Source organism: Phaeospirillum tilakii (genome assembly GCF_042683125.1).
Lineage (GTDB): Bacteria > Pseudomonadota > Alphaproteobacteria > Rhodospirillales > Magnetospirillaceae > Phaeospirillum > Phaeospirillum tilakii.
In genome coordinates, this window is record NZ_JBHUIY010000017.1 from 52011 (window position 1) to 78083 (window position 26073).

The window sequence follows — 26073 nt, forward strand, 5'->3', positions numbered from 1 at the left end:
CTTCAACGGATCCCCGCCCTCTCCCGACCATCAAAGGGTTCCAAGGGCCTTGCGGCCCTTGGCGGGTGCGGGCAGAGCCCGCGCAATCCCCCTACCGCCCGTCCTCGGCCTGAGTATGATCGACCACCCACTTAACCCCGTCGGCCTCGCGCAGGGTGTCGGCGGCGCGATCGGCGGCGGCGCGGGTGGGGGCGGTGCCGAGCAGATAGGCGACGCCGTGGACCAGCCGCACCGCATAGCGGCCGGGCTGGCCGTCGAGGCGGGCGAGCAGGGTCTGCTCGCCGGTGGAATCCGGCAGGAATTCGGGCAGCAGCGGCGCCTCGATCAGATGGAGATCGACCAGCACCCCATGGACTCCGTCCACCCCGGCGGCGGTGCGTTCGGCGCGCTGGCGCTGGCCGGGACGGACCACCGCGCCGGTCAGCAGCACGGTGCCGCGCCAGGCCAGCACCGACACGCTTTGGAACCCGGTCCGATCGGCGGCGAGCAGGCGGTCGAGCACCGCGTTGGCCAGGGCGCGGTCGTCCGGGGCCACCCGGGCGGTGCCGGCGGATCCCGCCAGCCCGACCGGACGGGTCGGCGCGCAGCCGGCGGCCCCGAGCAGGACCGCCACCAGCACCGCCTCAGCCAGCCCGCGCCGCACCATCCCCGCGCGCATCCTCTTCCTCATCGAGCACCGCCTCGATCGCCGGGTCGAGCCGGCGGCCATGGCGATAGCGCCGCACCAGCCAGATCCCCAGCACCCCCGAGGCGATGAACAGCACCACGCTGACGCCGATCCGCAGCGGCGGATCGACCTGGATGCCGCTGCCGAGCAGCACGAACACCACCGTCTGCGGCAGATAGCCGAGCAGCGAGCCGCCGAGGAACGGCAGCAGCGCCACCCCCGACACCCCGGCGGCAAGGTTGGTCAGCAGGTTGCTGCCGACCGGCAGCAGCCGCAGCAGCAGGGTCATCGACAGGGTGTTGCCGGCCAGGAACGCATCGAGCCGGGCGATCCGGTCGGGGAAATGGGCCACCACCACCGCGCGGCCGAGCCAGCGGGCGTAGCAGAACGCGCCGAGGCAGCCGAGCAGCGAGGCGAGGGTCGCCCACAGCACCCCCTCGACGAAACCGAAGGCATAGCCGGCGAGGAAGCACACCGCCTGACGCGGCAGGCCGATGCCGATCGCCAGGGCGCCGGCCAGCACGAACAGGGAATCGCCGCGCAGGCCGTGGCCACGGATCTGCTGGTCGATCCAGCCGGCATCGAGCGCCTGACGCAGGCCGAGCATCTCGATCAGGAAGCCGGCGGCGGCCAGGGTGGCGATCAGGGTCAGGCCGCGCAGCAGAATCCGGGGACGCAGCCCCGGCACGCGGGCGGATGTCACTCGACGGTCTCGATCACCGGCCGGCTGGAGCGGCGGATCAGCCACATCACCCCGAGCAGATCGACCAGACCGACCCACAGCCGGTCCCACATGCCGTATTTGGACTGGCCGCGCTCGCGCGGGCGGTGATTGACCCGCACCGTCTCGACCCGGCCACCGGCGCGGATCACCAGCGCGGCCATGAAGCGGTGCATGTGGTCGAAGTAAGGCAGATCGAGGAACAAGGCGCGGGGCAGCAGCTTGACCCCGCTGCCGGAATCCGGGATGCCGTCGCCGAGCAGGGCCGAGCGGACCCGGTTGGCCACCAGCGAGGACAGCCGGCGCAGCGGATCGTCGCGGCGGGCGGCGCGCCAGCCGGTGATCATCAGGCCGGGGCGAACCGCCTCGTCGGCGGCGCGCCAGGCCTCGACCAAGGCCGGCAGGTCGGCGGGATCGTTCTGGCCGTCGCCGTCAAGGGTGGCGACCAGCGGGGCGCGGGCGGCGCGGATGCCGGTGGCGACGGCGCGGCTCTGACCGCAGCCGGTGCGGTGCCGCAGCACCACCAGCCGCGAATAGAGGCGGCGGGCCTCCTTCAGCCGTTCCGGGGTGGCGTCGGTCGAGCCGTCATCGACATAGATGACCTCGAACGCCATCCGGTTCTTGAGGACGACGTGGATCTCGCGCAGCAGGGGGAGAATGTTGTCGGCCTCGTTGCGGACCGGCACCACAACCGACAGTTCTGGCGCCTCGGTCTCGCTCACGACAGCCCCACTTTCCCCATTTCCAGGAACTTCTCGCGCCGGCGGGCGCGCAGCACCCCGCCCTCGAAGGTCGAGAGGTCGTTGAGGGCGTTCTCGATGTAATTGCCCAGCGTCTGGATCATCTGCGGCACGTCGCGGTGGGCGCCGCCGAGCGGTTCCGGCACCTCGGCATCGATCACCCCGAGCTTCAGCAGATCCTGGGCGGTCAGACGGAGCTGTTCGGCCGCGTCCTTGGCGTTCTCGCCCGAGCGCCACAGGATCGAGGCGCAGCCTTCGGGGCTGATCACCGAATAGATCGCGTGTTCGAGCATCAGCACCCGGTTGGCGGTGGCCAGCGCGATCGCGCCGCCCGAGCCGCCCTCGCCGATGATGGTCGAGACGAACGGCACCCGCAGATTAAGGCCGGCATCGATCGAGCGGGCGATCGCCTCGGCCTGACCGCGCGCCTCGGCATCGACCCCGGGATAGGCCCCGGCGGTATCGACCAGGGTGATCACCGGCAGCTGGAAATGGTCGGCCAGTTCCATCAGGCGGCGGGCCTTGCGGTAGCCCTCGGGCTTGGCCATGCCGAAATTGTGGCGGATGCGGCCTTCGGTGTCGTGGCCCTTCTCGTGGCCCATCACCACCACCGAGCGGCCCCGGAAGCGGCCGAGGCCGCCGACGATGGCCTGATCCTCGGCGAACAGGCGGTCGCCGGCCAGCGGGGTGAAATCCTCGATCAGCCCCTGGATGTAGGCGAGCGCGTGCGGACGCTGCGGGTGGCGCGCCACCTGCGTCTTCTGCCAGGGCGTGAGCTTGGCGTAGGTCGTGCGCAGCAGCTTGTCGACCTTGGCCTGGAGCTTGCCCACTTCCTCGGCGATGTTGACTTCACCGCTGTCGGAAAGGTGGCGCAACTCCTCGATCTTGCCCTCGAGCTCGGCGACGGGCTTTTCGAATTCGAGAATATGCATGGGGTGATGTCATACAAGCAGCCGCGCCCCGGAGCAAGCGGCGTTGTGGCGCCTTCGCCTCATTTGCAACCCCGCCCGCGCCCGCGCCCGGCGGCGGGGTCAGCCCCCGCCCGGGGCGGGCAGGATGAACAGGAAGCGGCTGCCCTCGCCCGGCCGGGATTCGACCCAGATCCGCCCGCCGTGACGCTCGACGATCTTCTTGCACAAGGCGAGGCCGATGCCGGTGCCGTCATAGCGTTCGCGGCTGTGCAGACGCTGGAACAGGCGGAAGATCCGTTCGTAATAATCGGGCTCGATGCCGATGCCGTTGTCGGCCACGCTCACCTGCCAGCCGCCCTCGACCCGCCGCGCCGACAGCGTCACCAGCGGCGGGCGCTCCGGGCTGCGATATTTGATCGCGTTGCCGATCAGGTTCTGGAACAGGCTGGCGAGCTGGCCGGCATCGCCCCGCACCGTCACCGCGTCGAGCCCGGGCTCGATCTCCAGCCGGGCGCCGCTCTCCTCCAGCCCGACCGCGAGGTTGGCCGCCGCCTGCGCAATCGCGGCGCGCAGCCGCACCGGGGCAAGGGCGAGATCCTCGCGGCCGATGCGGGAAAAATCGAGCAGGTCGAGGATCAGCCGGTCCATCCGCTGCGCCCCGTCCTTGGCGAAGGCAATGAACTGACGGGCCTCGTCGTCGAATCCCTCGCCATGGCGGCGTTCGAGCAGGCCGAGGAAGCTCGACACCATCCGGAGCGGCTCGCGCAGATCGTGGCTGGCGACATAGGCGAATTGTTCGAGATCGGCGTTGGAGCGGGCCAGTTCGCGGGTGCGTTCCTCCAGCGCCCGCAGCATCGCCCGCTGGGCGCCGACATCCTCGACCAGGGTGTAGATGGTCTCGCCCTCCCCCGCCCCGTCCGCCTCGTCCGTCGCGGCGAGACGGACCCCGCGCAGCCGGACCGGCACCGTCCGCCCGTCGGCCAGCGGCAACAGGCTCTCATAGGGGCCGAAGCGGCCCTCGGCGGCCAGCCGGGCGGCCTGGGCGCCCTCCTCGCCCCCGGCGCCGGGCTGCGGCACCAGTTCGGGCAGCCTCCGCCCGACCGTCCCGGCCCGGTCGCCGCCGAGCAGGGCCAGCAAAGCGGGATTGGCGTCGCGGATCCGCCCGTCGCCGTCGCACAGGCAGCAGCCGAGCGGCGACAGGTCGAACATCGCCCGCAGCCGGGCCTCGACCGCGCGGATTGAGCTGAGATCGGTGATGGTGCCCGACATCCGCACCACCCGCCCGGCCGCGTCGCGCTGGAGCAGCGAGCGGGCCAGCACCGGCAGGGAGCGGCCGGACAGGTGGCGCAGGCGGAATTCGCTCCGCAGCGTCGCCGCGTCCCCGGCCCAGGCGGCGGCCAGTTCGGCCTCGACCCGGGCGCGGTCGTCGGGATGGACCCGGTCGCGCCACAGCAGCGACGAGCCGCGCCGCGTTTCGGCCGGCTCGCCCAGCATCTCCCACCAGCGCGGCGAATATTCGACCTCGTCCCGCAACAGATCCCAGTCCCACCAGCCGTCATTGGCGCCGCGCAGCACCCGGTCGAACCGGTCGGCCTGGGCATGGGCGGCGCGATGGGCCTCGGCCAGCGCCGCCAGCGCCCGGCCGCGCTGGCGCCACGCCGACAGCACCAGCCCGACCAGCAGCAGGAAGGCCACCACCACCACCGCCACCCGGGCCAGTTCGCTGCGCCACGCATCGAGGAAGGTTTCCTCGGCGATGCCGACGCTGAAATAGAGCGGATGGCCGGCGGCGCGGCGCAGGAAGGCGATGCGGGACTGGCCGTCGAGCTGGGACACCGCGCGATAGGAACTCTCCTCCGCGCCGCGCTCGATCAGCGCCCGCAGCGGCGCCGAGGCGGCGGTCGAGATGGCGCCGCCCTGCACCGCCGCCACCGCCGGCCGGCGGGCGAGGAATTCGACCCGCTGGTTGAGCAGCGAGACATGCAGCCCCGGCGGAACGGAATCGGGCAGGAAACGCTCGACCAGCCCCTGGGCCGGCAGCACCGCCCGCACCACCCCGGCGAAGGCGCCGTCGGGGCGGGTCAGCCGGCGGCCGGCCAGCACCACCCGCTGGCCGCTGGCGCCGTCCCACAGCGGCGACGACAGCACCAGGGCGGTGCCGGGGACGTCGCGCAATTCGGCGAAGAAGGCCTGGACCACCGCGTCGCGTTCGGGAGCCAGGGCGGCGCCGGCCCGCGCGCCGGGCACCGGCCGGCCGGCGGCGTCGAGCAGCTCGACGGTGATCACCCCGGGCAGATGGCGGCGGTGGCGTTCGACCAGCGCCTGGCTCCAGTGCTGGCCGGGGGGATTGAGGCGGGCATCGGCCAGATCGCGCAGTTCAAGGTCGATCCGGTCGAGATAGGCGCCGAGCCCCTGGGCCAGCGCCCCCGACAGCAGCCGGGCGGCGGCCGAGGCCGAGGCGCGGCGGCCCTGGCGGTCGAGTTCGACCGTCAGCACGGCCAGACCGACCACGATCACGGTGATCCCGGCCAGCGCGGCCAGGATCCAGCGGCCATGCCGCGCCGGAACGGCGGCGGGCGAGTCGGAGGGGCACAAGGGCGAACCTCACCGATCTGGGGGAAGCCATGCGACCCAGAGGAGAATAGACCGACGCCCTTTCGCGCGCAACCGCCGGCCGGCGCCCCGGCCGATGGGGGGAGATCAGCCCCCGGCGTCGAGCAGGGCGGCGCGGGCGGCGGCGAGGTCGTCGCCCATCACCCGCATCGTCGCCATCATCGACAGGATCAGGGTGCGCAGCCCGTCGGGGGCCTGATCGATCATCGCCTGGATCGCCGCCCGGGGCAGCACCAGCACGGTGACGTCGTCATCGGCCAGCGCCCCGGCCATCCGGGGGGCATCGTCGATCAGGGCCAGTTCGCCGAACACCTGGAACGGCCGCACCAGCCCAAGCGTCACCCGCCGCCCGCCGACCGTCTTGAAGATCCGCACCGTGCCGCGATGGACCAGATAGGCGGTGTCGCCGGAATCGCCCTCGCGGAAGATCAGCGTGCCGCGCGCGAAATCGCGCCGTTCCGTCGCCCCGTCGCCGCCACGCGTCATCGCCGCCCTCCGCACCCCAGCCATCGCCGCCGCCGGATCAGCATACCATCGTCCGGGGGACCTCGGCGCGGCGATTCGGACTTGACGGCACCGCCGGATCTCCGTAAAAACGCGGCTTCCTCCGGCACCGCCCGAGCGATCGCGGCTGGGGTGCGTCCGGCGACCGTCTTCTAGCAAGGATTTTCGATATGGCTCGTCGCTGCGCCATCACCGGCAAAGGCGTTCTGACCGGCAACAACGTCAGCCACGCCAACAACAGAACCCGGCGGCGGTTTCTGCCCAACCTCCAGGAAGTGTCGCTGCTGTCCGACGCCCTGGGCCAGACCGTCCGCCTGCGCCTCTGCACCAACGGCCTCAAGACCGTCGAGCACAACGGGGGCATCGACTCGTACCTGCTTTCGGTCAGCGACACCAAGCTGCCGGCCGAGGCGCTCCGTCTCAAGCGCCGGATCCAGCGCGCGCTGGCCAGCAAGGCCGAAGCCGCCTGATCTTTCGGTCGCCGCGCTCGGTTGCGAGGGGGATCCGCGTCACGCGGGTCCTCTTTTCGTTTGTCCGGCCGGCTCCCCGCCGCCGACAGGTTCAGTCCTTCTTGAGCGCCTTGGGCGCCCAGGACGAGACGGCCACCGCCTTGCCGGTCTGCGAGCGCAGCACCCGCGGCCGCACCACCTGATCGAGCGCCTCGACCGCGCCGCCTTGGCGCGCCTGGGTCTCGGCGGTGTAGAACGTCACCATCTCCTCGAACGGAATCTCGACATAGAGCCCCTTGGCCATCGCCAGGGCGACCAGACCGTGCTCGGCCACCTTCTGGGTCAGCCGCTCGGCGGTGAAGCGGCCGAAGCGGCGCCAGATGCCGTCGAGGAAGCGCGTCACCTGATCGGGCAGCGGATTGGGCTCGATCATGTGCGGCCGGCCATAGGCGAACATGTGGAAGATGGTCGGCTCGATCGGCCCGAACGAATCGGTGACGAAGGTCGCCGGCATCAGCTTGCGGCCGCCATAGGCCACCGCGAAATAGGCCTGGGACAGGAACAGCAGCCGGTGCAGCTTCTGCGGCTGGAGGTATTCGCGATCGTTGAGCGCCTGATCGGTCAGGCGGAACACCACGTCCAGACAGGATTTGACCGCGATCGTCGCCATCCCGACCTGCCTTTTTCCCTCACCCTCCGACCGCCCCCTCCCCCACCACGGGGGTCCAGGGGCCTTGCGGCCCCTGGCGGGTGGCGGGCCGCGCCCGCCGGTCCGCTTGCGGCCTAGTCTTCGTTTTCCGCCACCGACGGCACCAGTTCATCGACCATCTCGTGCAGGATGCGCCGGAACTGGGCCTCGCTGCAACCGAGCAGCAGGGCGTCCTCCAGTGCGTCGAGCGCCAGCCCGCGCAGCTCGGCGTAATTCTGGTTGAGCACCTTGATCTTCTCGACGCAGGAGACCGGGGCGCCGTCGGGCTTGCGCCACAGCGGGGCGTCGGGGGAAACGGGCGGTTCGGGCAGCGACATGGTCAACCTCACACGTCGAGATCGGTGGCGAAGCGGGCGCGCTCCTGCAAAAAACGGAACCGCAGTTCCGGCTTGCGCCCCATCAGGCTTTCGACCAGCCGGGCGACCTCGCGGCTCTCCTCCTTCTCCTCCTCGGTGCGGGAGGACGGCAGGGTCACCTGGATCAGGCTGCGCCGGGCCGGATCCATCGTGGTCTCCTTCAACTGGGCCGGCGGCATCTCGCCCAGACCCTTGAACCGGCTGATCTCGATCGATTTCTTGCCGGCGAAGGTGGTGCGCAGCAATTCCGCCTTGTGGGCGTCGTCGCGGGCATAGACCACGGTCTGGCCGTGGGCGAGACGGAACAAGGGCGGCATCGCCAGATAGAGATGGCCGCCCCGGATCAGTCCGGGAAGCTCCTGATAGAAAAAAGTCATCAGCAGCGAGGCGATGTGGGCGCCGTCGACGTCGGCGTCGGTCATGATGATGACCTTCTCGTAGCGCAGCTTGTCGGCGTCGAACTGATCGCGGCTGCCGCAGCCGAGCGCCTCGAGCAGGTCGCGCAGCTCCTGGTTCTGCCGCATCTTGTCGGCCGAGGCCGAGGCGACGTTGAGGATCTTGCCGCGCAACGGCAGAATCGCCTGGGTCTCGCGGTTGCGCCCCTGCTTGGCCGAGCCGCCGGCGGAATCGCCCTCGACCAGGAACAGCTCGGTGCCGACATTGAGCGAGCGCGAGCAATCGGCCAGCTTGCCGGGCAGGCGCAGCCGCTTGGTCGCGGTCTTGCGGTTGGTCTCGCGCGCCTGCCGGCGGCGCAGCCGCTCCTCGGCGCGGTCGATCAGCCGGGCCAGCAGCGCCGCCGACGAGGCCTTGTCCACCGACAGCCAGTGGTCGAAGCGGTCCTTGACCGCCGTTTCGACCAGCCGGCCCGCCTCGGGGCTGACCAGCTTTTCCTTGGTCTGGCCCTGGAACTGCGGATCGCGGATGAACAGGCTGATCATCACGCAGGCGCCGGCCATCACGTCCTCGGCGGTGATCTGGGCCGCCTTCTTGTTGCCGACCAGCTCGCCATGGGCGCGCAGCGCCCGGGTCAGCGCGCTGCGGAAGCCGGCCTCGTGGGTGCCGCCGTCGGGGGTGGGGATGGTGTTGCAGTAGGTGTTGACGAAACCGTCCTCGTCATCCTCCGGCCAGGCCACCGCCCATTCGACCTGGCCCATGTCGTCGGCCAGCGGCGCCTGCCCCTCGAACAGGTCGCGGGTGACCAGCGGCCGTTCCTTCAGCACCGCGCGCAGGAAGTCGGACAGGCCGCCGGGGAAATGCAGGGTGTCGCGCGGCGGGATGGCGTCCTCGCCCGACACCAGCGCCGGATCGCACGACCAGCGGATCTCGACGCCGCGGAACAGGTAGGCCTTGGCCCGGGCCATGCGATAAAGCGGCCCCGGGCGCAGCCGGGCGCGCTCGCCGAAGATCTGGGCGTCGGGATGGAAGGCGACGGTGGTGCCGCGCCGGTTCTGCACCGGGCCGACGGTTTCGAGCGGCCCCAGCGCCACGCCGCGCGCGAAGGACTGGCGATAGAGGGTGCGCTCGCGCGCCACCTCGACCACCAGCCGGTCGGACAGGGCGTTGACCACCGAGACGCCGACGCCGTGCAGGCCGCCCGACACCTTGTAGGCGCTGCCGCCGAACTTGCCGCCGGAATGGAGCGTGGTGAGGATCACCTCGAGCGCGCTCTTGTCGGGGAACTTGGGATGGGGATCGACCGGGATGCCGCGCCCGTTGTCGCGCACGGTGGCGGTGCCGTCGGCGGCGAGTTCAAGCTCGATCCAACTGGCATGGCCGGCCACCGCCTCGTCCATCGCGTTGTCGAGCACTTCGGCGACCAGATGGTGAAGGGCGCGGTCGTCGGTACCGCCGATATACATGCCGGGACGACGACGCACGGGTTCGAGGCCTTCGAGGACCTCGATGTCCTTGGCGGAATAGCCGGTGCCCTGGGGTGCAAGCTGCTGGAACAGGTCTGACATGGCGGGCATTATAGGAACGCGCCGGCCTCATGCAAGACATGCGGGGGCCGCCCCTGCCGTTCCCACAACATCTAGTCCGAGAAGCGAGCCCCGCGTCATGACCTCTTCCCCCCCGACCGCCGCCGCGCCCGAGAGCGTCGAATGCACCACCGCCCCGCGCGGCCGGCTGTCGATCCGCACCGTGGCGATGCCGGCCGACACCAACATGTTCGGCCACATCTTCGGCGGCTGGGTGCTGAGCCAGATGGACCTCGCCGGCGGCACCCACGCCTATCGCCGCGCCCGGGGCCGCTGCGCCACCGTGGCGATCGAGGGGATGGAATTCCACCAGCCGGTCTATGTCGGCGACGAGCTGACCTGCTACACCGAGATCCTGCGGGTCGGCACCACCTCGATCGCGGTGCGGGTCGAATGCTGGGTGCGCCGCCACGAGGGCGACGAGACCCAGGTCAGGGTCACCAGCGCGATCTTCACCTATGTCGCGGTGGACGATCACGGCACCAAGCGCCCGGTGCCGCCCGAAGCGGCCTGACCCCCGGGGGCGCCCCGCCCCCCACCCTCTCCCCCCGCGATTAACCTAAAAATAGTCTTTTCGACCGATCCTTTGGCCGTGGGGTTCGCCCCGACGACGAACGTTGGAGCGTCGTTGCGGCCCCGCCGTCGGCGAGGATGCGAAGCGGTGGCGGAGATGAAGATCGACAGGACGGCGGAAACCCACCTGCTGGCGGAGGAGATCCGGCGCAAGGCGGGAGAGGGGGCGCGGATCGTCTTCGTGTCCGGCAATTTCAACGTGATCCATCCCGGCCATGTCCGCCTGCTCCAGTTCGCGGCGCAATGCGGCGATTTCCTGGTGGTGGGGGTGCTGGAAACCGGCCAGCGTTCGATCACCGTGCCCGGCCCGGCCCGCTACGAGGGGGTCAAGGCGCTGTCGGTGGTCGGTCACGCCTGCCTGCTCGACATGCCGCTCGACCAGTTCATCCTGGCGCTGCGCCCCGAGGTGATCGTCAAGGGCAAGGAGCACGAGACCCGCCACAACCCGGAAAGCGCGCTGGTCGAATCCTATGGCGGCCGGCTGCTGTTCAGTTCGGGCGAGGTGCGCTTCTCCTCGCTCGACCTGATCGAGCGGGAATATTCCAGCTCGAACCTGTCGGCGATCCTGAAGCCGATGGATTTCCCGCTGCGCCACGACTTTTCGGTCGGCGGGCTCAAGGGCCATCTCGACCAGTTCTCCTCGCTGCGGATGATGGTGATCGGCGACCTGATCGTCGATGAATACATCACCTGCGACCCGCTCGGCATGTCGCAGGAAGACCCGACCATCGTCGTCACCCCGATCGAGCGCAAATCCTTCATCGGCGGGGCCGGCATCGTCGCCGCCCATGCCCGCAGCCTGGGCGCCCAGGTGCAGTATCTGACGGTGACCGGCGACGACGCCACCGCCGCCTTCGCCCGCCGCACCCTGGCCGGCTATGGGGTGGACAGCGCCCTGTTCATCGACGAGGGCCGCCCCACCACCCTCAAGCAGCGTTACCGCGCCGCCGGCAAGACCCTGCTGCGGGTCAGCGAACTGCGCCAGCACCCGATCACCCCCGAGATCGCCGGTCATATCCTCGACCGGGTGCGGGCCGAGATCGCCGGGCTCGACCTGCTGATCTTCTCCGACTTCAATTACGGCTGCCTGCCCCAGCCGCTGGTCGATGCCGCGATCCAGCTCGGGCGCGAGGCCGGGGTGCCGATGTTCGCCGACAGCCAGGCCTCGTCGCAGATCTCGGACGTGTCGCGCTTCCACGGCATGGAACTGCTGACCCCGACCGAGCGCGAGGCGCGCCTCGCGATGCGCGACAGCGAATCCGGTCTGGCGGTGCTGGGCGAAAGCCTCCAGCGCCGGGCCGGCGCCCGCAACGTCATCATCACCCTGGGGGCGGAAGGGATGCTGGTCTGCCCCGATCCGGCCCGCGACGAGCCCTGGATGGCCGACCGCCTGCCCGCCCTCAACAGCCAGCCGAAGGACCCGGCCGGGGCGGGGGATTCGCTGCTGACCTGCGCGGCGATGACGCTGTGCGTCGGCGGCGACATCTGGGAGGCCAGCTATCTCGGCGCGCTGGCCGCCGCCTGCCAGGTGTCGCGGCTGGGCAACAGCCCGCTCGACCCCGAGGATCTGCTGCGCGAACTGGATTGGGCGTGACAATGTGGGTTCCGCCCACACCCGCCAAGGGCCGAGGGCCCTTGGATCCCCTCGATGGTCGGGGCACGCCGGACAAGGGAACGGGTTCCAAGGGCCTTGCGGCCCGGGGCTGGGTGCGGGCAGCGCCCGCGTCCCTTCGATCTCCCGGGGAAAACGGAACGGAGAGCATGATGATGGCGAGGCAGGATTTCAGCGCATGACCCCATCTTTCGATTTGGCCGCCCTCGACCGGCGGGCGCGCGAATTGCGGGCCCGGATCATCGAGAATTCCTGGCGGTCCGGCACGCCGCATCTCGGCTCCTGCCTGTCCTGCGTCGATATCCTGGTCGCGCTTTATTTCCACATCCTGCGCCATGATCCGGCCGCGCCGACCGCGCCCGGGCGGGACCGCTTCATCCTGAGCAAGGGCCACGCCGTCCCCGCCTTGTTCCAGGTGCTGGCCGAGGCCGGCTTCTTCCCGCCGGCGCTGCTGGCGGATTACGGCCGGATCGGCAGCCCGTTCGGCGAACATCCGCCCGCCCCGGGCAAGATCCCCGGGATCGAGGCGGCGACCGGCTCGCTCGGGCACGGCCTGCCGATGGGGGTGGGGATGGCGCTGGCCGCCCGCCTGTCCGGGCAGGATTCGCGGGTGTTCGTGCTGCTGGGCGACGGCGAATGCAACGAGGGCTCGGTGTGGGAGGCGGCGCTGCTGGCCGCCGGGCAGGGGCTGGGCCGCCTGACCGTGGTGGTCGATTACAACAAGTGGCAGGGGACCGGCCGCAGCAACGAGATCCTGGCCCTGGCGCCGCTGGCGGAAAAATGGCGGGCGTTCGGCTGGGACGCCGAGGAGATCGACGGCCACGATCTCGGCGCGGTCTGCACCGCGCTGGCGGGAAGCGCGCCGGCCGACGCCGCCCGGCCCCGGGCGATCATCGCCCACACCGTCAAGGGCAAGGGGGTTTCCTTCATGGAAGACGACAACAACTGGCATTACCGCATCCCCACCGAGGCCGAGGTGGCCACGGCGAAACGGGAACTGGGCGTGGCGGCATGAGAAACCTGTTCGCCAAGACGGTCACCGCGCTGGCGGGCGCGGATGAGCGGGTCGTGCTGCTGTCGGGCGACATCGGCAATCGTCTGTTCGACGATTTCAAGGCGAAGTTCCCCACCCGCTTCTTCAATTGCGGCATCGCCGAGGCCAACATGATCGGCGTCGCCGCCGGGCTGGCGATGAACGGCTACCGCCCGTTCGCCTACACCATCGCTCCCTTCACCACCACCCGCTGCCTGGAGCAGATCAAGCTCGATCTGTGTTACCAGCACCTGCCGGTGGTGATCGCCGGCACCGGGGCCGGGCTGTCCTATGCCGAGCTGGGGCCGACCCACCACACCTTCGAGGACCTCGCCATCCTGCGGCCGCTGCCGCACATGACCCTGTTCTGTCCGTGCGATCCGGTCGAACTCCAGTTGGGGATGGCCGCGTCGCTGACCCTGTCCGGGCCGCTCTATCTGCGGCTGGGCAAGAAGGGCGAGCCGGCGCTGCATGCCGCCCCGCCCGCGTTCCAATTCGGCCGGGCCGAGACCCTGCGCGAGGGGGCCGACGTGGCGCTGCTGGCCACCGGCCCGATCGCCGCCGAGGCGCTGCGGGCGGCCGAACTGCTGGCCGCCGAGGGGATCACGGCGCGGGTGGCCAGCCTGCACACCGTCAAGCCGCTCGATCTCGACTATCTGGGCGCGGTGTTCGCCGCCACCCCGCTGGTGGTGACGGTCGAGGAGCACAGCCGGATCGGCGGGCTGGGCGGCGCGGTGGCGGAATGGCTGGCCGAGGCCGAGCCGCGTCCGGCCGCGCGCTTTCTCTCGCTCGGGATCGAGGACCGCTTCCTCCCTCAGGTGCCGTCGCAGGAGGAAGCGCGGCGGGTCGAGGGGCTGACCGGGGAGGCGATCGCCGCCGCCGTCATCCGCCGCCTGGGCCGTCCCGCCGCCTGAGCGCGGCGCGCGCCCGGCGGGGGGCCGGGCCGCGCCCGGAAGCGGGGTGGATCATTTAACGGGGGATTAAATGTTTACCACGAGAATGCACCGTAATTTTTAGGATAAAACCATCCTGCCCGGGGGCGGGATTCCTTCACGCTGGCGCAATGCCCTTATTACGGCGCCCTGAGCTTGGGTGGGTTCGATGAAGATTCTGGGCCTTTCCTTTGACTACCATGATGCCGCCGCAGCCTTGCTGATCGATGACGTCATCGTCGCCGCCGCCGAGGAAGAGCGTTTTTCCCGCAACAAACATGACGCGTCCTACCCGGCCAAGGCGATCGCCTTCTGCCTGGAACAGGGCGGCATCGCCGCCAGCGAACTCGACGCGGTGGTGTTCTACGAAAAGCCGCTGCTGAAATTCGAGCGTCTGCTCGCCAATGCGGCGCGGGCGTTTCCCCGCAGCCTCCCCTTCCTCAAGGGGGCGGTGGAAAGCTGGTTCCGCCAGGGCAAGTTCGACGTCAGGCCGCGCATCACCGCCGATCTGGGGATCGATCCCGGCAAGATTCACCTGATCAGCCATCACATGTCCCATGCCGCCGCGTCGTTCTTCTCCTCGCCCTTCGAGCAGGCGACGGTGGTGACGCTGGACGGGGTGGGGGAATTCGACACCGCCACCATCAGTCTCGCCGACCGCTCCGGGCTGCGGGTGCTCCACCGGTACACCTATCCCCATTCGATCGGCCTGCTCTACAGCGCGATCACCGCCTTTCTCGGCTTCGAGGTCAATGAAGGCGAATACAAGGTGATGGGGATGGCCGGGTTCGGCCAGCCGACCAGCGTCGACAAGATCAGGCGGTTGATCCAGCACGGCCAGGGCCGCTTCAAGATCGATCTGTCCTATTTCAACTTCTTCAACCCGACCGACAGCTTCGCCTCGCCCAAATTGTATGAGCTGCTGGGCGAGCCGCGCGCGCCGGAGAGCCCGTTCGACATCGGCGACCGCTCGCAGCCGGCCGAACCGGGCTCGGTCCAGGCGCTGAGCCGCCATTACGCCGACATCGCCGCCAGCCTCCAGCAGGTGGTCGAGGAAGTCATCCTCGACGTGGCCGGCGACGCGATCCGGCGGACCGGGGTCAAAAATCTGGTGCTGGGCGGCGGCGTTTCGCTCAATTCGATGGCCAACGGGCGGATCCTGCGCGAGCTGCGCGTTCCGCTCTACATCCATCCCGCCGCCGGCGACGCCGGCGGGGCGCTGGGGGCGGCGCTGTATCACCGCGTCGTCGAACGCGGCCTGTCGCGGCCCAAGCCGCTGACCTCGGCCTATCTGGGCAAGGCCTATGGCGACGACGCGATCCGCAAGGCGCTGAAACAGGCGGCGGTGTCGAGCGTCACCGAGATCGGCGACGAGGCCGCGTTCTTTGCCCGCGTCGCCGCCCTGCTCCAGGAGGGCAAGGTGGTCGGCTGGCATCAGGGCCGGTTCGAATGGGGACCGCGCGCGCTCGGCGCCCGCAGCATCCTGGCCAATCCCTGCCTGCCGACGATGCAGCGCACCATCAACGAGAAGATCAAGTTCCGCGAGCCGTTCCGCCCCTTCGCCCCCGCCATCCTCAGCGAGAAGGCCACCGATTATTTCGAGATGGAGCCGCCGCGCGACAGCAGCCAGCCGGAGAATTTCATGCTGGCGGTGCATCGGGTCCGCCCCGACAAACGCGCGGTGATTCCCGCCGTGACCCACGCCGACGGCACCGCCCGGGTGCAGTTGCTGTTTCCCCAAAGCGGCAGCCGCTTCCGCCGGCTGGTGGAAGAGTTCGACCGGCTGACCGGGGTGCCGGTGCTGCTCAACACCTCGTTCAATCGCCGGGGCGAACCGATCGTCTCCTCGCCGGAAGACGCCCTCCAGACCTTCCTGTGGAGCGGGCTGGACGTCCTGGTGATGTCGAACTTCATCATCGGCAAGGAGTAAGACCGATGTCCGTTCTGCTGCTCCTGCCCGGCTTCGATCTGGGCGCGCGGGATTTCCGCCGCTGCCTCGCCTCGCTTGAGGTCAACCTGCCCGGCGAACCGGTGATCCTGGGCGGGCTGGGCTCCTGGAGCGCCCGCCATGCCGAGGCGTTCGGCGTCGCCGTGGCCGAGATCGACCTGCGCCGCCTCGATCCCGCCATCACCCAGATCGCCCTGATCGCCGCCAACGACCAGGATCCGATCGTCACCGTGGTGACCAGTTCGCTCGGCGAGCGGGCGGGGCGGACCAGCCTGTTCCGCTTCAGCCTGGCCCACCCCTATTTCCGGGCCCGGCTCGAACCGCTGTCGATCCCGGATTACCGCAAGATCTATCCCGCCTGGGAGGCGCACGCCTTCAACCGGCTGTCCCCCACCGGCACCGATTTCTTCTATTATTTCCCCTATGGCTACCTGTTCCGTGAATTGGGGGTGGGGCCGCTCAACGAGTTCGGCATGCGGATCGCGCAGGATCCGAGCGATCTGCGCGACCGCGCCCCCGACCACAAGCTGGTGATCCTCTATGGCGGCTCGGCGGCCTGGAGCCTCGATTGCCTGCACACCGAGATGATGACCCACCGGCTGGAACTGCGCCTGCGCGCCTGGACCGAGGCCCAGGCCGGCCGGCCGCGCTTCACCGTGGTCAACATGGGCCAGCATGGCAACGTGGTGCTGAACGAGATCCTCAACCAGATCCTGTTCGCCGACGAACTGAAGCCCGACATCGTGATCGGCCATGACGGCTTCAACGACATGTGCTACGGCGTGGTCAACGACACCGCTTTGCTGAGCCAGCACAAGATCTGCTACCAGAACAATCTGGAAGGCTGGTCGCAATTGCTGCACAACAGCCAGAATCGCCCGGTCACCGGCGAGGGCGAGCGGGTGATCAACATGCGCAATTCCCCCCAGGCGGTGATCAACGCCTATCTGTTCCGCAAGCGCCAGCTGGCCGATCTCGTCACCGCCAAGGGCGGCAAGTTCCTGTGGGGGCTGCAACCCTTCATGGGCAGCAAGGGGGCGCTGCACCCGGACGAGGCCGCCTATCACGCCAGTCATCGTCCCTACGAGACGCCGCTCGGCAACGGGTTCCAGAACATGAAGATGCTGTTCGACCAGATCAGCGAGCGGATGGACCGGCTCGACGCCGACATCGTCAACGTCCACCGCGCCTTCCACGCCTTCGGGGCCGACGAATATCTGTTCGCCGACAACGTCCACCTCTCGCCCGAGGGCGAGGAGCGGATCGCCGGGCTCTATTTCGACGTCATCACCAGCAAGGTGGACAGCGGCGCCTGGTTCGCCGCCTGACCCCGTCAGCCAAGGGAAACGAGACCATGACCGCACCGGGCGATGACGCGCTGCTGCTCCGCACCCTGCTCCAACAGGCGATTCGCGGCCGTCACTGGCGCACCGCCCTGCTGTTCCTGCTGTTCCGCCCGTGGCTGACCCGGCTGCTGGCGGAGATCCGCGCCAATCCCGGCGCGGGCGACAAACCCTCGCCGTTCATCTACACCATTCGCTGACCGCCGCCGGGACGGACGGGCGACACGCCGGAACCGGTCCGGCCGGAGAGAACGATGGCCAAGCTCGACATCATCAATCTCGTCTATGGCGAGAAATTCACCCGTTTCTTCGTCGATATTTCGCTGCCATCCCAACTCTCCCCCGGCAACATCCCCTCGCTGCGCGAGCGGGGGGAATCCTGCTACAACATCTACACCACCGCGGCCGACGCGGCGACGATCCAGGCCGCGCCGTCCTATCGGCTGCTCGCCTCGCTGATGCCGGTCAATCTGGTGATCCTGTCGGCCGAGCAGATCCGCAGCCCGGAGGAACGGGCCCAGCAGGGCCAGACCGTCTGGTCGGTGCTGTCGATGGTCCACAAGATGGCGATCGAGCAGACCCGGACCGAGCATCTGGTGTTTCTCGCCCCGGACTGGGTGATCGCCGACGGCTCGCTCGGGATGATCGAGCGCCGGCTCGATCAGGGCTACGAGGCGATCGTGATCAGCGCCCCGCGCATCGAGTGGGAAGGCGCCGAGCCGCTGTTCCGCGCCTGGGTGGTGAATGGCGAGTATCTCGCCCTGCCGGGGCGGGTGCTGGTCGACATCATGCTCAAGCATCTGCATTGGCTGCATCAGGCGCTGACCCATGACATGCGCTGGTACGCCGATGTGATCCGGGTCAATTGGCCGTCGCTGATGCTGTGGCGCCACCCCGAGATCGGCTTCATCGTCCATTCCGCCCATCTCCATCCGGTGGCGGTGAAGCGGTCGAGCGGCCATGCCGGCTTCACCACCACCATCGACGGCGATTATCTGTCCCACTTCACGCCGGGAACCGACAAGATCTATTTCGCCACGGATTCCGACGAATTGTGCATCTCGGACATCACCCCGCGCGGCTATGGCCAGGAATACCGCAGCGACCAGCCGCTGGGGATTTTCTATCTGGCGCACTGGATCCAGCAGAACACCACCCCGATCAATCGCTGGTTCATGGAACAGAGCTTTCTGTTCAAATCAAGCGGATGCAAGGACGAGGTGATGGCCACCTGCAGCCAGATCAGCCGGCAGCGCACCGCCAATCTGCTGACGCTGTGCCGGTCGCTGCTCGGCCTGTCGTCGTGACTGCGGACCGATCCCGGTCTTCACGGAGAAAGCCATGCCACAAATCATCATCGACGATTACAAGACCGAGATCATCCAGACCCTGTTCAATGGGGTGATGGCCACCTATGTCGGCTCGACCCCCGGCCATGTCGCCGAATTCGGCACGATGACCGGGATGACGGCGGAAGCGCTGGCGCTCGGCATCGCCAAATCGGAGGAAACCTTCCTCCAGCACAGCGCCGCCTCCGGCCTGCTCGGCCGCGAGCTGCACCTGTTCGACAGCTTCGCCGGTCTGCCGAAAATCACCGAGGCAACCGACGCCGATTCGTTCCACGTCCGGGACGGGGTGTGGGGCGAGGGGGTCTGCAAGGGGGTGTCGGCGGAAACCCTGCGGGGCATGGTCGAACGCCACCTGCAACCGGCCGACCGGATCCGGATCTTCGAGGGATGGTACAGCGACACGGTCAAGACCATTCCCGCCCCGACCCGCTACGCCTTCGTCCACATCGATTGCGATCTCTACGCCTCGACGCGGGACGTGCTCGACGGCCTGTTCTCACGGGGACTGGTTTCGAAGGGCGCCTATCTCTATTTCGACGACTACAATTGCAATCGGGGCGACCCGCAATTGGGCGAAAGACGGGCCTGGGCCGAATGCATCGAGAAATACGCCGTTTCCTTCTCGGATTGCGGCGGATACGGGCTTTGCTCCCACCGGTTCCTGGTCCACGATTATCGCGGCGCCGAATAGAACGCCCGGCCGGCGCGGTCAGTCCGCGCAGGCGCCGGCGCTGATTTCGGCCCGCCGCAAGGCGAGATGGAACACCTCGCGGACATGCCGCGAGCGTTGGACCGGATAAGGCCGGCCCAGGCGGGGGGAAAATTTCTCCCCCCGTTCGAACTCCTCCAGCGACATCAGATCGAAATCCATCCCCTCCCCCAACACCAGGGATTCTGGCGGGCACGTCAACGGGCAGGAGAAGGAATGGAGGGTGATCCAACGCTGGTGATCGAGGATATAGCGGGAATCGAGCGGCTCCAGCGCGGCCGGACGGTAGCCGATCTCTTCCTCCAGCTCGCGAAACGCCCCGGCCAGCACGGTTTCCCCCGGTTCCACCGTGCCACCGAAATAGCCCCACTCCCCGGGATAATAAATGCCGGGAATATCATCGCGCAGCTGCATCAGCACCCGCCGCCCGACCAGGGGCAGGATCAGGGTGCAGTGAATTTCCGCCCCCTGCCCGCTTCCGCTTTCCGTCACCACGCTCCCCCCCTTCCCTGCCCCCCCTTTTTCAAAAAAAAGGGGGGTTCGGGGGGCTTCCCCCCCGAGCGGGCGCGGGCGGCAGCCCGCCGTTGGTCCGGTTCAGATGAAGTTGACGTGCTCGGGCGGATGGGTGATCTGCCACAGCACGTTGTTGATCTCGTTGGTCCGGCAGTTGGCGTAGCATTCCTTGTGAACATCCATCACGGAGGCGACGCGCTCGACCACCTGCCAGTAGCGGTCGCTGTTGAGGATGTCGATGAAGCTCTGTTCGCACAGATCGCCCATCAGGAACTCGTCGCTGCGCCAGTCGAAGAACATCCCGCAGGGATAGAGCTTGCCGTCGCCGCTGGAATAGAGCAGGAACGGCACGCCGAGGCAGGAGTTGTAAGAGCGTTTGCCGGCCGCCTGGATCTTCTGCCACTTGACGATGACGTTGTAGCTGTCGGTGCTCTGCGCCTCGGCCTCGCGCAGCATCTCGTCGAAGCTGCCGTACTCGCCCAGATGTTCGTAGACGCCGAGAACGTTCTCGACGGTGTCGCCGCATTGCTTGACCACCAGATAATCGACCCCAAGCTCGCGCCCGAGCTTGGCGAGCGGCACCGTTTCCGGCGCGGTGTCGGGGGTCAGCACCATCTGGAGCCCGACGGTCAGATTGAGGTTGCGCTGGCGCTTCTGCTCGACCACGAAACGGATCTTGTGGCAGGCCTTGTCGAAATCCTTGCTGGCATGGATGCGGCGGTAGGATTTGTCGCTGGCGGCGGAAATGTTGAAGCGCAGCCAGGTCAGGTGCTCCATCGCCGCCAGCCCCTTCGGCCCCTCGTCATAGAGCAGGCCGTTGGTGCCGAGCGCCATGTCGACCCCGGCCTCGCGCCCGGCGATGATGGCGTCGTAGACGGCGGGATTGAGGGTCGGCTCGGCCTCGCCGATCAGCGCCATCGAACGCACCCCGGCCTTGCCGGCGTCGCGGACATAGGCCAGCAGCCGGTCCTCGGGGAACCATTTGTGGGCCCCCTTCTTGAACTCATTGGCCTGGGTGATGCCATAGCAGTAATTGCAATGGATATTGCACCCCTTCGACAAGCCCACATCGATGTGAACGGGAGCAATGCGTTTGCCGGCCTTCCAGTCCAGGACACGGTCCATGTGGTGAAGAACCTTGCCGCCATTCATACTGTAGATGTCGGCCATGGGTCAGGCCTCCTTCTCCGACTGGGATTGAGGATGCAATGAAGCGCAGTACTCGGCCAGGGCGTCCTGCCAGGGCCGGGCCACCAGCGTCGCCGAGGCCAGCGGCGTCGCCGTGGTCCGCCGGCCGAGGCCGGGAAACGTGGCCGAGGCCACCGGGGTCAGATCCGGGTGCAGCCCGAGCCGGTCGAGACCGAAACGCAGGAACTCGAACAGGCTGGCCTGCCCCCGATTGGCGGCATGCAGCAGGCCGGTGGGCAGGTCGCAACCGGGCGCGATCAGCCGCCGCACCAGCGCCGCCACGTCGCCCGCCGAGGTGGGCGAGGTGATGACGTCGTCGGCGACGCGCAGGGCCTCGCCCTGGCGGGCCCGCGCCACCATCTTCTCGAAGAACTGATGCTGCTTGGGATTGTCGCCGAACACCATCCCGACCCGCAGCAGATGATAGCGTTCCGCCTCCTCGGCGATGAACACGTCGGCGAGATGCTTGGTCAGGCCGTAGATGTTGATCGGGTCGGGGATGTCGTCCTCGCGATAGGGCGCGCCGCCCTTGGCGCCGGAAAACACCGCGTCGGAGCTGAAATGGATCAACTGGAAGTCACGGGCGCGCGACAGCCGGGCGAGCTGGCGCGGCAGGTAGGCGTTGACCCGGAGCGCCCGCTGCGGGTCCTGCTCGCAGGCCTCGACCCCGCCGAACACCACCGCGTTGATCACCACCGCCGGGACGACCCGCTCGACCAGTGCCGCGACCGCCGCCGGATCGCCGCAATCGAGATCGCGCGAACCGACCGCGTGCAGATCGTGATCGGCGCCCAGCGCGCGCCGCAGCGCCTGCCCCAGCTTGCCGCCGCCGCCCAACAGCAGAACCGTCATCGCCGATACCTCATGCTGCTCCAAACCTCGCCTCCTCAGGCGTTGACGGCGATCGCGATGTCGCCGACCACGGTCGGCGCCAGCGTCCGCACCGGCCGCGGCTTGACCTCGGTGGCCTGACGGGCGGCCATCGCCAGGGCGTTGCTGCGGGTGGCGCGGCGGATTTCCTCCAGCTTCTCCTCGCTCACCCCCATCATGCGGATGATCTCCCGCCGCCGGTCGGGGTCGGAGAAATTGATCCGGTCCCACTCGAACGCCCGCAGGATGGTCAGTTCCGCCGCCGAAAATTCCTCGGTGGAGAAGGTCGCCTGTCCCCAGGCGAGGTCGTCGAAGCTGAAATCGGGCGAGAGGTAGCCGCCCTCGACCGCCATGTCGAACAGTTTGGTGCCGGGATAGGGGGTGGCCATGTTGATCTTGGCGTAATGGGCGTCGATCTCCTCGATCATCCGGATCGTGGTCAGGATCTCGTCCCAGGTCTCGCCGGGCGAGCCGACCACCCACAGCGTGCTGGTGTCGAGGCCGAGGGCGCGGGCCTTGGCCACCAGCCGCTTGACGTGGGCCAGATCGATCGGCTTGTGGATCAGTTCCTTCAGCACCCGGGGCACGCCGGATTCGACCGCGATCGAGACATACTGGCAGCCGGCCTCGCGCATCAGCTCCAGCAGCTCTTCCGACAGGTAGAAGGCGCTGACGTTCATCGCGTTCCACACCACCGGAATCCGGCGGCGGATCATCTCGCTGAAGATCTCGCGCGAGCGGGCCGGGCGGCCGAGGAAATTGTCGTCGAGGAACTCGATCGCCTTGACGCCGTATTCCTTGACCAGCCACTCCATCTCGTCAACCACCCGTTGCGGCGACTGGTAGCGGGTCTGCTTGCCGGAAATCGCCTCGACCTGACAGAAGGTGCAGCCGATCGGGCAGCCCCGGCTGGTGATCATCTTGGCGAAGGGCAGCGCCCGCGGGGCATCGACGATGTGCTTGTAGACCTGGGTGGCGTAGCGGCCGTAATCGATCAGCTCGAACGCCGGATAGGGCAGCGCGTCGAGATCGGCGATGAACGGCGCCCGCTCCTGGATCACCGTCCGCGCCCCGTCGCGATAGGCCAGCCCGCGCGCCGGCAGCGGGCCGCGCCCCTCGAGATGTTCGAGCAGGTCGCGGAACAGATATTCGCCCTCGCCGATCGCGACGTAATCGACCGCCGGGTCGGCGATGGCGTCCTTGGGCCGCGAGGTGGGATAGACCCCACCCAGCACGGTGACGATCCTGGGCGACACCGCCTTGACGGCGCGGCAGGCGACATGGCCGGTGATGGCGAATTCGTTGGCCAGCACCGACACCCCGACCAGATCGGGCGCCCAGTCGCGCACCACGTCGCCGAAGGCTTCCGGGGTCAGCGCGTCGATGTTGGCATCGACGATGCGGACCTCATGGCGGTGGCGGTCCAGCATCGCCGCCAGCAGGGCCAGGGCGTAGGGATGCAGGTGCCAGAAGGTTCCGGGCTTGTACCATTCCGCATTGGCGATCACGAGCATGACACGCATGTCACCACCACCTTACCAAGCTGTGGACACTGCCGGCCCGGCTCCGCCCGCCCCGACAGTAAAGCGGGGCGGAGCGGACCTGTTTAGACTCAGAATAATCAAAAAATAGCGCCATTACCAGGGCATCTGCTCCCGTCGCGACAAAAAGACGCTGCCCTGGCTGTAGTGGGTCGGCACGTCTTCGACCGTTTCCGCCCGCCGCCAGCCGAGTTTTTGACTGAAGATCGACACGCCAAGGCCGGTCAAATGACCATAAATTTTTTGGGCGTTTTCCGGCGTGCCGATTTCCGCCAGCACATCGGTCGCCGCCCAGGCGTCGGCGTCGGTGGCGCACAGCAGGTCGGCCTCGTGCCCCTCGATGTCCATCTTGATCAGGTCGGCCCAGGCGGCGATCGGGGCATAGGCGTCGAGCTCGACCTCGAAACGCTCCAGTTCGCCATAGGGCGCGGCCTTGGCCCCCTCGATGTGGCTCGAGGTCCGGTTGCCCAGCACCCGGACGAAGCGGGCGGTGCCGGCATGGTGCGACACCGCGCGGCGGATCGGCTCGGCCTCGGTGCAGCCATTGTCGCGCAGGGTGCGCTCCAGCACCTGATAGGTTTCCGGATCGGGCTCCCAGGCGCGGACCTGATAGCCGCACCGGCTGAGCAGCAGCGAATGCCAGCCGATATTGGCGCCGAGATCGGCCACCCGGCGGTAGAGATGGCGGTTGCGCCAGTAGAAGGCGAACAGCAGCATCTCGTCGAGATTGAGGATATCGACCGAATCCACCGCGCCCATCTGGACATAGGGCATCCGCAGCGCGCCGAACGGCGGGAAGGCGCGCGGCGACCCGTCGGGATCGCCGAACAGCAGGCGGGCGGCGCGCAGGGCGACCGGGGCCAGCAGCCCGTGCAGGGCGCTGCCGGCGCCATGCCACGCCGGCATCTCGCCCAGGGTGGTGACAAGGCCGTTGAGAACGTCGGAGGCCCAGGCGAGATCGTCCTCAGGGGTGATGATGTTCTTACTCATGATAGACAAATCCATAATCACCGGTGTAGCCGCTCTGATCGAAGAACCAGAGCCATTCCTGCGGCGTGTAGAACGATTCACAGGTGAGCTGCCAATAGAGAAGGTTCATCTTCTCCCGCTCATCGCGATAGGATTCGACACAGACGTAAGCATGATCGCGCGTCACCCGCATCATCTCTTGCAGGGCGGTGCGCAGATCGAAATTGTAGAGGTTGTGGAGAACGTTGATCGAGAACACCAGATCGAAGCTGCGATCCGGCCAGGGCAAGGCGGTGGCGTTGCCCTGGCGCAGCAGCGGGCGCACCTCCTCCGGCGCGGCGCCGATGGCGTAATCGGACAAATCGAGCCCGGCCACCTCGATCCCGGGCACGGCCCGGGTCAGTTCGAGCAGCAGATGCGCCTTGCCGCAGCCGACATCGAGCACCCGGTCGCCGGCCTTGAGGCCGTAGGTGGCGGCCAGCGCCTGGGCGACCGGCAGCCAGCGGCCGTCATAGCGGTAGCCGCCATAGCCGTAGCGCCGGTCCCCGTCCCAGTAATCATAGCCGAACCGCTTGGCCACGCCGGCGCATTCGGATTTGTCGAAGGCGTTGACCCGGGCGAGGTAGTCGCGCTTGGTACTGGTATGGACCGACGTCAGCAGGTCGATTTCACGCATCACCGCTTCCTTCCAGGGCGGGGGGAGACAACAGATCCCAGCCGCGCGGCGCCAGCCGGCCGGCCAGCCCCGCCGCCACCGCCGGCGGAAACGGCAGCACCACCCGCTGCCCCGGCGGCACCGCGTCGGGCGCGACGATCGGCCGGCCGAGATGGGACCGGCCGATCCGGTTGACATCCTCGTCGATGAACAACGCGACCCGATCGGCCAGGGCCTGGGCCAGCCAGGTGCCGCTGATCGAGGTGCCGAACACCGCCAGTCCGGGACCGGCGCCGCGCGCCGCCGCCAGCACCGCCATCAGCCAGTCGAGCAGGGCACGGGCGCGGCGACTTTCCCGCGCCGGATCGGCCGGGGCGAGCTCGCCCCCCGCCGCCCCGCCGGCCGCCGCCACCAGCGACAGTTCCTTGGCCACCCAGCCGGCCGGCGGCGCCAGCGGATGCAGCCCGGCCCGCCGCACCACCGCCGTCAGGGTGGCGGCGGTGAAATGGGAGACATGGTCGGCGATCACCAGATCGAACGGGCTGGTGGCGAGGTCGGGGGTTTCCAGGAACAGCCGCCCGCCCGGCGTCAGCAGCGTCGCCGTCTCGCGCAGCGCGCCGGCCGGATCGGGGAGATGTTCGAGCGAATGGATCATCGCCACCAGATCGAACCGCGCCGCGCCCGGTTCGGGCGGTTCGGTCAGGAACGCCTCGACCCCGGGCAGGGCCAGGATGGCGGCGCGATGGACCGCGCATTGGTCGAGCCCGGTCAGACGCCAGCCCGGCCGCGCCCGGCCGAAGGCGGCGAGGAAGGCGCCGTTGCCGCAGCCGAAATCGAGCAGCCGCCCGGTCTCGGGCAGGTCGAATGCGGCGCACAGCGCGCTGACCAGCCGGTCGGAGCGGGCCTGGGCGGCGCCGTCGCCGGGGGCGAACACCCGCTGCTCGGCCCCGCCGGCCTGGGCATAGACGGCGTAATCGGCATAAAGGGCGGCGATCTCGTCCCGCCACGCCGCATCGACCGGGCTTTGCAGCGTCGCGCAGGCGCGGCAGACCGCCAGGGCGCCGCCGGCCGGCCAGGGCCGGCAATCCGAGGTGACCCGGGCCAGCGCCGCCGCCCCCTCGACCGGCGCGAGGACGCCGCCGCACAGGTGGCAGGCCGGCAGGGAGGGGGCGGACGGGGGCGGATTCAT

General features: G+C 68.7%; 26 protein-coding genes. 10 read left to right on the top strand and 16 right to left on the bottom strand.

All coding sequences use genetic code 11. The features are described from left to right. Window positions 1–91: 91 nt before the first annotated feature. From ACFSNB_RS10080 to ACFSNB_RS10105, 6 genes are all read right to left on the bottom strand, one after another. Entirely contained in the window at window positions 92–658 is a 567-nt protein-coding gene (locus ACFSNB_RS10080) for a BON domain-containing protein (protein WP_377316092.1), read from the bottom strand. Next, window positions 624–1370 carry a TVP38/TMEM64 family protein gene (locus ACFSNB_RS10085; protein WP_377316094.1) on the bottom strand — a complete coding sequence of 249 codons (747 nt, stop codon included), beginning with the start codon at window positions 1368–1370 and terminating at the stop codon, window positions 624–626. The genes ACFSNB_RS10080 and ACFSNB_RS10085 overlap by 35 nt, the downstream gene beginning before the upstream one ends. After that, window positions 1367–2110 (bottom strand): glycosyltransferase family 2 protein, encoded by a 744-nt coding sequence (locus ACFSNB_RS10090; RefSeq protein ID WP_377316096.1) that lies wholly within the window; start codon window positions 2108–2110, stop codon window positions 1367–1369. Before ACFSNB_RS10090 ends, ACFSNB_RS10085 begins: the two co-directional genes overlap by 4 nt. After that, window positions 2107–3060: an acetyl-CoA carboxylase carboxyltransferase subunit alpha gene (locus tag ACFSNB_RS10095; RefSeq protein ID WP_377316098.1), complete on the bottom strand. Its 954-nt coding sequence runs from the start codon at window positions 3058–3060 to the stop codon at window positions 2107–2109. Before ACFSNB_RS10095 ends, ACFSNB_RS10090 begins: the two co-directional genes overlap by 4 nt. 99 nt (window positions 3061–3159) lie before the next feature. After that, the gene (locus ACFSNB_RS10100) at window positions 3160–5634 is read right to left on the bottom strand and encodes an ATP-binding protein (RefSeq protein WP_377316100.1); all 2475 of its coding nucleotides are present in this window, start codon (window positions 5632–5634) and stop codon (window positions 3160–3162) included. A 105-nt stretch (window positions 5635–5739) separates the two neighbouring features. Beyond that, window positions 5740–6138 carry a Crp/Fnr family transcriptional regulator gene (locus ACFSNB_RS10105; RefSeq protein ID WP_377316102.1) on the bottom strand — a complete coding sequence of 133 codons (399 nt, stop codon included), beginning with the start codon at window positions 6136–6138 and terminating at the stop codon, window positions 5740–5742. Window positions 6139–6326: 188 nt separating this feature from the next. Between ACFSNB_RS10105 and rpmB the strand changes: the two genes are divergently transcribed. Next, window positions 6327–6626 carry a 50S ribosomal protein L28 gene (gene rpmB, locus ACFSNB_RS10110; RefSeq protein ID WP_377316104.1) on the top strand — a complete coding sequence of 100 codons (300 nt, stop codon included), beginning with the start codon at window positions 6327–6329 and terminating at the stop codon, window positions 6624–6626. A gap of 91 nt (window positions 6627–6717) precedes the next feature. On the opposite strand, the gene ACFSNB_RS10115 is transcribed toward rpmB, so the two are convergent. From ACFSNB_RS10115 to parE, 3 genes are all read right to left on the bottom strand, one after another. Then, window positions 6718–7275, bottom strand: coding sequence for a hypothetical protein (locus ACFSNB_RS10115; RefSeq protein ID WP_377316106.1), 558 nt, complete (start codon window positions 7273–7275; stop codon window positions 6718–6720). Between the two features lie 113 nt (window positions 7276–7388). Then, entirely contained in the window at window positions 7389–7631 is a 243-nt protein-coding gene (locus ACFSNB_RS10120) for a hypothetical protein (RefSeq protein ID WP_377316108.1), read from the bottom strand. 8 nt (window positions 7632–7639) lie between these two features. Next, entirely contained in the window at window positions 7640–9631 is a 1992-nt protein-coding gene (gene parE / locus ACFSNB_RS10125; protein WP_377316158.1) for a DNA topoisomerase IV subunit B, read from the bottom strand. A gap of 97 nt (window positions 9632–9728) precedes the next feature. On the opposite strand from parE, the gene ACFSNB_RS10130 reads away from it, so the two are divergent. From ACFSNB_RS10130 to ACFSNB_RS10170, 9 genes are all read left to right on the top strand, one after another. Then, window positions 9729–10163, top strand: coding sequence for an acyl-CoA thioesterase (locus ACFSNB_RS10130; RefSeq protein WP_377316110.1), 435 nt, complete (start codon window positions 9729–9731; stop codon window positions 10161–10163). A gap of 156 nt (window positions 10164–10319) precedes the next feature. After that, window positions 10320–11816, top strand: a complete 1497-nt coding sequence (locus ACFSNB_RS10135) for a PfkB family carbohydrate kinase (RefSeq protein ID WP_377316112.1) — start codon at window positions 10320–10322, stop codon at window positions 11814–11816. A gap of 196 nt (window positions 11817–12012) precedes the next feature. Beyond that, window positions 12013–12849 (top strand): transketolase, encoded by an 837-nt coding sequence (locus ACFSNB_RS10140; RefSeq protein ID WP_377316114.1) that lies wholly within the window; start codon window positions 12013–12015, stop codon window positions 12847–12849. Further along, on the top strand, window positions 12846–13781 hold the full coding sequence (locus ACFSNB_RS10145) for a transketolase family protein (protein ID WP_377316116.1): 936 nt from the start codon (window positions 12846–12848) through the stop codon (window positions 13779–13781). The genes ACFSNB_RS10140 and ACFSNB_RS10145 overlap by 4 nt, the downstream gene beginning before the upstream one ends. Before the next feature lie 187 nt (window positions 13782–13968). Continuing rightward, the gene (locus ACFSNB_RS10150) at window positions 13969–15729 is read left to right on the top strand and encodes a carbamoyltransferase family protein (protein WP_377316118.1); all 1761 of its coding nucleotides are present in this window, start codon (window positions 13969–13971) and stop codon (window positions 15727–15729) included. A 5-nt stretch (window positions 15730–15734) separates the two neighbouring features. Next, window positions 15735–17075, top strand: a complete 1341-nt coding sequence (locus ACFSNB_RS10155; RefSeq protein WP_377316120.1) for a hypothetical protein — start codon at window positions 15735–15737, stop codon at window positions 17073–17075. A 26-nt stretch (window positions 17076–17101) separates the two neighbouring features. Continuing rightward, complete coding sequence (locus ACFSNB_RS10160; protein ID WP_377316122.1) at window positions 17102–17290, top strand: hypothetical protein; 189 nt, start codon at window positions 17102–17104, stop codon at window positions 17288–17290. Between the two features lie 54 nt (window positions 17291–17344). Further along, window positions 17345–18397: a hypothetical protein gene (locus tag ACFSNB_RS10165; RefSeq protein WP_377316124.1), complete on the top strand. Its 1053-nt coding sequence runs from the start codon at window positions 17345–17347 to the stop codon at window positions 18395–18397. Window positions 18398–18431: 34 nt separating this feature from the next. Then, window positions 18432–19130, top strand: coding sequence for a TylF/MycF/NovP-related O-methyltransferase (locus ACFSNB_RS10170; RefSeq protein ID WP_377316126.1), 699 nt, complete (start codon window positions 18432–18434; stop codon window positions 19128–19130). Window positions 19131–19148: 18 nt separating this feature from the next. Here the strand turns inward: ACFSNB_RS10170 and ACFSNB_RS10175 are convergent, their stop codons facing one another. The 7 genes from ACFSNB_RS10175 to ACFSNB_RS10205 form a co-directional block, all read right to left on the bottom strand. Continuing rightward, window positions 19149–19640 carry an NUDIX domain-containing protein gene (locus ACFSNB_RS10175; RefSeq protein WP_377316128.1) on the bottom strand — a complete coding sequence of 164 codons (492 nt, stop codon included), beginning with the start codon at window positions 19638–19640 and terminating at the stop codon, window positions 19149–19151. 102 nt (window positions 19641–19742) lie between these two features. Then, window positions 19743–20831, bottom strand: coding sequence for a radical SAM protein (locus tag ACFSNB_RS10180; RefSeq protein WP_377316130.1), 1089 nt, complete (start codon window positions 20829–20831; stop codon window positions 19743–19745). Between the two features lie 3 nt (window positions 20832–20834). Then, complete coding sequence (locus tag ACFSNB_RS10185) at window positions 20835–21701, bottom strand: SDR family oxidoreductase (protein ID WP_377316132.1); 867 nt, start codon at window positions 21699–21701, stop codon at window positions 20835–20837. 35 nt (window positions 21702–21736) lie between these two features. Further along, window positions 21737–23242, bottom strand: a complete 1506-nt coding sequence (locus ACFSNB_RS10190) for a B12-binding domain-containing radical SAM protein (RefSeq protein WP_377316134.1) — start codon at window positions 23240–23242, stop codon at window positions 21737–21739. Between the two features lie 114 nt (window positions 23243–23356). After that, a complete protein-coding gene (locus ACFSNB_RS10195) occupies window positions 23357–24250 on the bottom strand; it encodes an FkbM family methyltransferase (RefSeq protein WP_377316136.1) in 894 nt (297 codons plus the stop codon). Continuing rightward, on the bottom strand, window positions 24243–24905 hold the full coding sequence (locus ACFSNB_RS10200; RefSeq protein WP_377316138.1) for a class I SAM-dependent methyltransferase: 663 nt from the start codon (window positions 24903–24905) through the stop codon (window positions 24243–24245). Before ACFSNB_RS10200 ends, ACFSNB_RS10195 begins: the two co-directional genes overlap by 8 nt. Next, window positions 24898–26073 carry a class I SAM-dependent methyltransferase gene (locus tag ACFSNB_RS10205; protein WP_377316140.1) on the bottom strand — a complete coding sequence of 392 codons (1176 nt, stop codon included), beginning with the start codon at window positions 26071–26073 and terminating at the stop codon, window positions 24898–24900. Before ACFSNB_RS10205 ends, ACFSNB_RS10200 begins: the two co-directional genes overlap by 8 nt.

Excerpts from the sequence above, each read along its gene's own strand:
- ACFSNB_RS10190 (WP_377316134.1), bottom strand. The coding sequence starts at position 23,242 with ATGCGTGTCATGCTCGTGATCGCCAATGCGGAATGGTACAAGCCCGGA.
- ACFSNB_RS10080 (WP_377316092.1), bottom strand. The coding sequence starts at position 658 with ATGCGCGCGGGGATGGTGCGGCGCGGGCTGGCTGAGGCGGTGCTGGTG.
- ACFSNB_RS10120 (WP_377316108.1), bottom strand. The coding sequence starts at position 7,631 with ATGTCGCTGCCCGAACCGCCCGTTTCCCCCGACGCCCCGCTGTGGCGC.
- ACFSNB_RS10140 (WP_377316114.1), top strand. The coding sequence starts at position 12,013 with ATGACCCCATCTTTCGATTTGGCCGCCCTCGACCGGCGGGCGCGCGAA.
- rpmB (WP_377316104.1), top strand. The coding sequence starts at position 6,327 with ATGGCTCGTCGCTGCGCCATCACCGGCAAAGGCGTTCTGACCGGCAAC.
- ACFSNB_RS10095 (WP_377316098.1), bottom strand. The coding sequence starts at position 3,060 with ATGCATATTCTCGAATTCGAAAAGCCCGTCGCCGAGCTCGAGGGCAAG.
- ACFSNB_RS10195 (WP_377316136.1), bottom strand. The coding sequence starts at position 24,250 with ATGAGTAAGAACATCATCACCCCTGAGGACGATCTCGCCTGGGCCTCC.
- ACFSNB_RS10150 (WP_377316118.1), top strand. The coding sequence starts at position 13,969 with ATGAAGATTCTGGGCCTTTCCTTTGACTACCATGATGCCGCCGCAGCC.
- ACFSNB_RS10115 (WP_377316106.1), bottom strand. The coding sequence starts at position 7,275 with ATGGCGACGATCGCGGTCAAATCCTGTCTGGACGTGGTGTTCCGCCTG.
- ACFSNB_RS10185 (WP_377316132.1), bottom strand. The coding sequence starts at position 21,701 with ATGACGGTTCTGCTGTTGGGCGGCGGCGGCAAGCTGGGGCAGGCGCTG.
- ACFSNB_RS10180 (WP_377316130.1), bottom strand. The coding sequence starts at position 20,831 with ATGGCCGACATCTACAGTATGAATGGCGGCAAGGTTCTTCACCACATG.
- ACFSNB_RS10145 (WP_377316116.1), top strand. The coding sequence starts at position 12,846 with ATGAGAAACCTGTTCGCCAAGACGGTCACCGCGCTGGCGGGCGCGGAT.
- ACFSNB_RS10160 (WP_377316122.1), top strand. The coding sequence starts at position 17,102 with ATGACCGCACCGGGCGATGACGCGCTGCTGCTCCGCACCCTGCTCCAA.
- ACFSNB_RS10200 (WP_377316138.1), bottom strand. The coding sequence starts at position 24,905 with ATGCGTGAAATCGACCTGCTGACGTCGGTCCATACCAGTACCAAGCGC.
- ACFSNB_RS10135 (WP_377316112.1), top strand. The coding sequence starts at position 10,320 with ATGAAGATCGACAGGACGGCGGAAACCCACCTGCTGGCGGAGGAGATC.
- ACFSNB_RS10205 (WP_377316140.1), bottom strand. The coding sequence starts at position 26,073 with ATGAATCCGCCCCCGTCCGCCCCCTCCCTGCCGGCCTGCCACCTGTGC.
- ACFSNB_RS10155 (WP_377316120.1), top strand. The coding sequence starts at position 15,735 with ATGTCCGTTCTGCTGCTCCTGCCCGGCTTCGATCTGGGCGCGCGGGAT.
- ACFSNB_RS10170 (WP_377316126.1), top strand. The coding sequence starts at position 18,432 with ATGCCACAAATCATCATCGACGATTACAAGACCGAGATCATCCAGACC.
- parE (WP_377316158.1), bottom strand. The coding sequence starts at position 9,631 with ATGTCAGACCTGTTCCAGCAGCTTGCACCCCAGGGCACCGGCTATTCC.
- ACFSNB_RS10130 (WP_377316110.1), top strand. The coding sequence starts at position 9,729 with ATGACCTCTTCCCCCCCGACCGCCGCCGCGCCCGAGAGCGTCGAATGC.
- ACFSNB_RS10105 (WP_377316102.1), bottom strand. The coding sequence starts at position 6,138 with ATGACGCGTGGCGGCGACGGGGCGACGGAACGGCGCGATTTCGCGCGC.
- ACFSNB_RS10165 (WP_377316124.1), top strand. The coding sequence starts at position 17,345 with ATGGCCAAGCTCGACATCATCAATCTCGTCTATGGCGAGAAATTCACC.